Below are 5,511 nucleotides of genomic sequence, written 5' to 3'. Positions count from 1 at the left end.
CTACTTCCGCTTCCCGCTCACCAGCTATACCGCAGGTGGGGCAGGGCTGCTCACCGAGAATGCGCAGAAAGCGAAACGGCTTCTGCCTTCTTCTGACAACTAAGGCCGGAAGGACGCGGCGCTCTCAAATCTCGCCGGGGGCCCTGCGACCCGGCCCTCTGTGCAGGTTGCCTGTATCGTTCGAGCGCTCGAAATCGGCGGTGTGAAAACCCACCCGCCACCCAGCGCGCCCTCCGGCGCGCTCTGATTTGATGGTCTGTGTCGGTAAAGTTTGTGGACAGCAAAGGACGGCTAAGAGCCCTTGGTGGACGAACGTGCTGTCCCCGCAAGATCAGCATTCTCACGCTACGAGGCCTTAAATATAAAAAGTTTGCTTTTCCATTGGCCGTAGTGTACCTGTTCGCCAAATGCCGCGTGTGGATGATGAATTCAGCGGCGACATATTCTTGACATCGATACTCGTGATCCCTGCCTCGAATAGCCCTTAGTGGCAAAGAAACGACGGCAGCTACTCTGCACAAGCTTCCCAATTTGAAAGACCCGATGTCGATCGCGTTAACGCGTCGCCGTGGCACGGGTAACGAAGAAATTTATTGAAAACATTCGATGATCTCGGCCTTGCCGAGCCCATTCTGAAAGCCGTATCGGCTGAAGGATACAAAAATCCCACCCCCATTCAGGCCGAAGCCATTCCTGCCCTTCTTGCTGGACGAGACATTGTGGGTATCGCGCAAACCGGTACAGGAAAAACGGCCTCATTCGTCCTGCCATTGTTGCATCAGATTTCTCGACAACGGCGTCGTCGAGCGCCAAGAATGTGCAGTGCACTGATCCTGTCGCCGACCCGTGAGCTTGCGGCGCAGATTGTGGAAAATGTAAAAAACTACAGCAAGTTCACAAAAATCTCCGTTGCGCTCATCGTTGGCGGCGTCCGGCCGGGTAGCCAGATCAAGATGCTCAATGCGGGTGTTGATATTGTAGTTGCAACACCGGGACGATTGCTTGATCACATGAGCACCGGCGCCATCATCTTGGCGAAGACACAATCGATCGTCATCGATGAAGCCGACCAGATGTTGGACTTGGGCTTCCTTCCTGACATTCGCAAGATCATGGACAGGCTGCCGAGAATTCGGCAAACCGCTCTGCTATCGGCCACAATGCCAGCTCAGATCAGAAAACTCGCCGACGATTTTCTGTCAAACCCGGCTGAGATCACGGTGGCGGCGGTGTCCAGACCGGTTGAGCGGATTGTTCAGAGTGTCCGGCATGTGGCGAAAACACAAAAACGTGACGTGCTGGCGGAAATTCTCACTGACGCCAATGTTGAGCGCGCGATTGTTTTTACCCGAACCAAACGGGGCGCAGATCGTGTCTGCAAACATCTGAAAGCATCAAACATGCCTGCTGCAGCCATCCACGGAGACAAAAGCCAAGGACAACGGAATCGAACAATGGCCGAGTTTCGCTCCGGCAAAACGTCAATACTGGTCGCGACCGATATTGCGGCCCGAGGCATCGATATTGATAATATCTCGCATGTGGTGAATTTTGAACTTCCCAACGTGCCGGAGGCCTATGTCCACCGTATTGGTCGCACAGCGCGGGCCGGAAGGAGCGGAACGGCGATCTCACTTTGTGATGCATCCGAACGGATCCTGCTCAGGGACATCGAGAAGCTCATCGGCAGCCAACTGCAGAATGATACCCGGGCAAGCGAGCGCCCGACAACACGCACACTTCATGTGCCGCAGGCAAAACGAACCGGCTCGGCTCGCACAGGCACTTCGCGAAACCCGGTGCAAGGGGACGGTACTCACTTCGTTCAGTCAAGCCGCAGCGCACGCAAACACGGAAAGCCGCGGTTGAAGAAGTCGGGCCCAGATCAGCCGCTGGACGGTCTTATGAGGATGTTTTCCAACATCGGTGACTCTACATCGAGATCAGCCGCCTGACGGAGGCAAAACACTCCCGTCAAACACGACGGGCACCTGACATTGAAAGGAAAAACTATGACTACAGGAACAGTAAAGTGGTTCAACCAAACAAAAGGCTATGGCTTCATTGCACCGGATGATGGAAGCGAAGATGTGTTTGTTCACATCAGCGCGGTGCAACGATCCGGCATGCAGGGTCTCGGGGAAGGCGACAGCGTTGGCTACGAGCTGCACGTCGACGAATTGCGCGGCAAAACGTCGGCAGTGAACCTGCAACTACAGTAGGATCCAAGAGCGTTCCCACTTCCCGTTCTTTGGCTACTCGGTCCTGGCGGTTCTTTACGTCAACAGGTGCCAATGGGACACAATGAAAACGACCACCAGATTGGGGGTCATGCCATGTCGATACGAACACAACATTTCACGATCCAATTTCCGAAGACGTTCACGCTCTACGGGATCGATGGAATCTCGAAGCTGATGCAACAATGGCGCTGACATTTCCAAATCTAAGCCGGAGCTACGATGAAACCGGAAAACGTGTCCGCTTCTGCGGATACGATGGCATGTTCGAGATTCAATTTTTTGTTGAGATTGAAGCGCTTGAAATGAGAATGACGCACCCCGCACGGACAGAAGCCAGCTATCTTGCGGCTTTTGATGATGCCCGCACTGAAATTACTGAAGCAGCGAAAGCGATCTACAGCCGGGGAGGTCGTGCGCCATTCGTCCTCACGGCCGGCAGTTTCTGATGTGGATCACCTTCGATTAATCCACAGCAGAGCAGCAAGTCAGTCTGTGTCACATACAGGAGCACTACCATTGTTGAATCTGCAAAAGGACGTTGTCTCATTTTTCAATGCGCTGATTCTTGTTTCTACGTTATCGATTGTGGGCGGATCCGCCCTGTCCCAGGAAAACATTCCCGAAAATGCCAGCGCAAAGACCCGCGGGAGCGGATGGGAATGCAATCCCGGGTATCGTGAAATTGGTGGAAATTGCGTTGAATTAGAAATTCCCGCAAATGCCTACCCGACAGAAACACTTTATGGCCGGGGTTGGAACTGCAAATACGGCTATGCGGAAGCCGATGCAACATGCACCGCCGTAGCAATTCCTGAAAACGCTTATCTGAATACCTCTGGAGACGGATGGAAATGCCAGCGAGGCTATCAGAAGAGTGAGCAGGCATGCCTGAAGATTGAGGTTCCCGCCAATGGATATCTGGACAGTTCTTCCTATTCGCGGGGGTGGGCCTGTGAACGCGGCTATAGAATAGTTGATGAAACTTGCGTCCTGATCGAAATCCCGGAAAATGCGTTCGCGACAAACCGCGTATCCGGCTCAGGTTGGGAATGCGAACGTAAATACCGGGCCTCCAAGGAAAGCTGCATCCTGGTAGTGGTGCCGGAAAACGCTTATCTCAATGATGCTGCCTATGGGTCGGGATGGTCCTGCAACCGGGGTTTCCGAGCCGATGGCGAGACCTGTGTGAAAATTGACCTCCCTTCAAACGCCCATCTTGATTATTCAGGCAACAACTGGACCTGCGATCGACCCTATATCCGGCGAAGTGGGTCATGTGAGCTGAGATGAAGTACATCCTCATCTGAAAATCAGTGTTTCATGCTCCATCCTTTCCTGGACGGATACTTAACTGCTCCGTGGCCAGAATTCACAGGGCTGGGTCAGTCAGCACGGATCTTCAAAAGATACGACCACCATCGAGTTTGTCGGGCAACGCACGCTGGAAGTGCGAGGAAGTGTCGAAGATATCATGTTGAAGCTGAACAATTTTTCCGGTGAAGGAGCTGCGGTATGATGCGGTATGCAAAAAGATCCGAGCTGCCGACTTTTAAGCCAAGAATTTCTCGCTTCTAAAAGGTTGCTTTGTATCGAACTACCGGAATGAGCCCGATGCTGACGCTGCTTAGCAGCAGGATTTGCCTTCTTGAATCGGTGGACAGGGAACGGTGGCGTAGGAACAAAACACACAGCAGTCGCCCTTCTTTGGCTTGAGAAGCGCGCCACATCCCTTGCAGTCATAAAACCACTGGCATGCGTCCGTCGGCATCGTCTCAGTCTCGACATGACCGCAGTTTGGGCAAGTGATTGTCGACTGTAGTTCTACTGCCGCTGGCGTCGCCATAGTGCATATCCCGTCATTAGTATGAAAATCGCCAGCGCTGGCAGAAGAACAATATCCAGATAACCAATGGTGGCTGATAGCCCAACTGCCGAAAGCAACAGCACAAGCACAGGCGTAAAACAGCATACGGCCGCCACAACGGTCCCCACAATTCCAATCGAAAGAAGTCTGTCTTTCACGGCTGGCTCCCGAAGAAGTTTGGTTTCCTCACGCAAATATGCATCCTGTAGCCACTACAGGATCAAGGGTTGAATCATGATTTCCATCGGACAAGCTGCAGAACGCAGTGGCGTTACAATCGAAACCATCCGCTACTACGAGCGCGAGGGCATTGTGCCGAAGCCGGATCGAACGGCTTCGGGCAGACGGACCTATTCGGAACGTGGTGTTGCACGCCTCCGTTTCGTAAAGAGATGCCGGGAACTGGGCTTTCCAATACCTGGTGCCAAATCATTGCTCGGATTGACCGATGGCTCGCAAAAAAACTGCGCAACGGCACAGACCATTGCCTCCAAACACCTCAAGGACGTTCAGGACAAAATGGTAGACTTAAAGAGCATGGAGAGTGCGCTAATTGAGATGATCAGGTTGTGCGACGGCAATGACGACGAGTGTCCGATATTGAACCATCTGCTATCGGAGCGTGAAGAAAGTTAGGGATTTCCACGGAGCCCTGACGAAACCTTCTTAGTGGCAGCTTTGTCCGGATAGTGTTGAAAAAGTCCGGTCCTGAAAATCCGGGTATATTTCTTAGAAACCGGTTTCCGTCCTGGCGGTAATGCGGAATTGAATTTCGATAACGACCACTTGCTGAAATCGTATGCTGCAATTTGCGGTATCGAGCGGCAAAGCCCGACTTTTTCAACACTATCTCCGCGTTGCCGACCTTGACACGAACCAACCGAATGTATGCTTTGACGCCTGTCATGAAAGGGGCAAACCCTAGAACAGGGTCACACCTGCCTTCAGAGATTCCAGCATCGCGAATTCTGCAATCCTGGTGCTTTGCCGACAGCACGCAATCAGGCTTGTTCCGCAATCCGGGCGAGGCGCTGGGACTTGAGTTTCGCAGTTTTCTCACGACGCATTTCCGCTTCCGCATCCAAAATCGACCTGGCCGTCTTATCCGTAATGTCGGCCTTTGTTTCGGCCCTCGACAAAGTCGGTTTGAACAAATTGTCTTTGGTAATGCGTCTTCTCATTGATCCCGAAGCCTTGCGAAGTGTCCTGTCAGGGGTTGGGCAATGCCGGGCCCCTGACAATTGATAGGCGGAATTGTCTCATAGCGCTTCAAAGTGCCTGGAGGTTATCCGCGGAGCTCTTGCCGGACCGGTCATCCTGAACTACATCGAAAGACAGTTTCTGACCTTCGACGATCGATCCCAAACCGGCTCGTTCCACAGCGGTGGCATGGACAAAAACGTC

At 52.9% G+C, this 5,511-nt stretch carries 8 protein-coding genes; 5 read left to right on the top strand and 3 right to left on the bottom strand.

The window, feature by feature from the left end; all coding sequences use genetic code 11:
• Positions 1–593: 593 nt before the first annotated feature.
• From OOZ53_RS26375 to OOZ53_RS26360, 4 genes are all read left to right on the top strand, one after another.
• Positions 594–1,955, top strand: coding sequence for a DEAD/DEAH box helicase (locus OOZ53_RS26375; RefSeq protein ID WP_271092784.1), 1,362 nt, complete (start codon positions 594–596; stop codon positions 1,953–1,955).
• Between the two features lie 57 nt (positions 1,956–2,012).
• On the top strand, positions 2,013–2,222 hold the full coding sequence (locus OOZ53_RS26370; protein WP_271092783.1) for a cold-shock protein: 210 nt from the start codon (positions 2,013–2,015) through the stop codon (positions 2,220–2,222).
• A gap of 203 nt (positions 2,223–2,425) precedes the next feature.
• Positions 2,426–2,689 (top strand): DUF1488 family protein, encoded by a 264-nt coding sequence (locus OOZ53_RS26365; RefSeq protein ID WP_271092782.1) that lies wholly within the window; start codon positions 2,426–2,428, stop codon positions 2,687–2,689.
• A gap of 70 nt (positions 2,690–2,759) precedes the next feature.
• A complete protein-coding gene (locus OOZ53_RS26360; protein ID WP_271092781.1) occupies positions 2,760–3,533 on the top strand; it encodes a hypothetical protein in 774 nt (257 codons plus the stop codon).
• 334 nt (positions 3,534–3,867) lie between these two features.
• Here the strand turns inward: OOZ53_RS26360 and OOZ53_RS26355 are convergent, their stop codons facing one another.
• Both OOZ53_RS26355 and merF read right to left on the bottom strand, forming a co-directional pair.
• The gene (locus tag OOZ53_RS26355; protein WP_271092780.1) at positions 3,868–4,086 is read right to left on the bottom strand and encodes a GDCCVxC domain-containing (seleno)protein; all 219 of its coding nucleotides are present in this window, start codon (positions 4,084–4,086) and stop codon (positions 3,868–3,870) included.
• On the bottom strand, positions 4,065–4,265 hold the full coding sequence (gene merF, locus OOZ53_RS26350; RefSeq protein WP_271092752.1) for a mercury resistance system transport protein MerF: 201 nt from the start codon (positions 4,263–4,265) through the stop codon (positions 4,065–4,067). The genes OOZ53_RS26355 and merF overlap by 22 nt, the downstream gene beginning before the upstream one ends.
• Positions 4,266–4,341: 76 nt before the next feature.
• Between merF and OOZ53_RS26345 the strand changes: the two genes are divergently transcribed.
• A complete protein-coding gene (locus OOZ53_RS26345) occupies positions 4,342–4,743 on the top strand; it encodes a MerR family transcriptional regulator (RefSeq protein WP_271092779.1) in 402 nt (133 codons plus the stop codon).
• 633 nt (positions 4,744–5,376) lie between these two features.
• Here the strand turns inward: OOZ53_RS26345 and OOZ53_RS26340 are convergent.
• Positions 5,377–5,511, bottom strand: a 135-nt coding sequence (locus OOZ53_RS26340) for a cold-shock protein (protein WP_271092785.1), incomplete at its 5' end; no start/stop codon positions are given.

Source organism: Allohoeflea poritis, from assembly GCF_027889715.1.
Classification (GTDB): Bacteria; Pseudomonadota; Alphaproteobacteria; order Rhizobiales; family Rhizobiaceae; genus Hoeflea_A; species Hoeflea_A poritis.
Note: the sequence above shows the minus strand (reverse complement) of the source record. Positions and strands in the feature narration are given on the sequence as shown.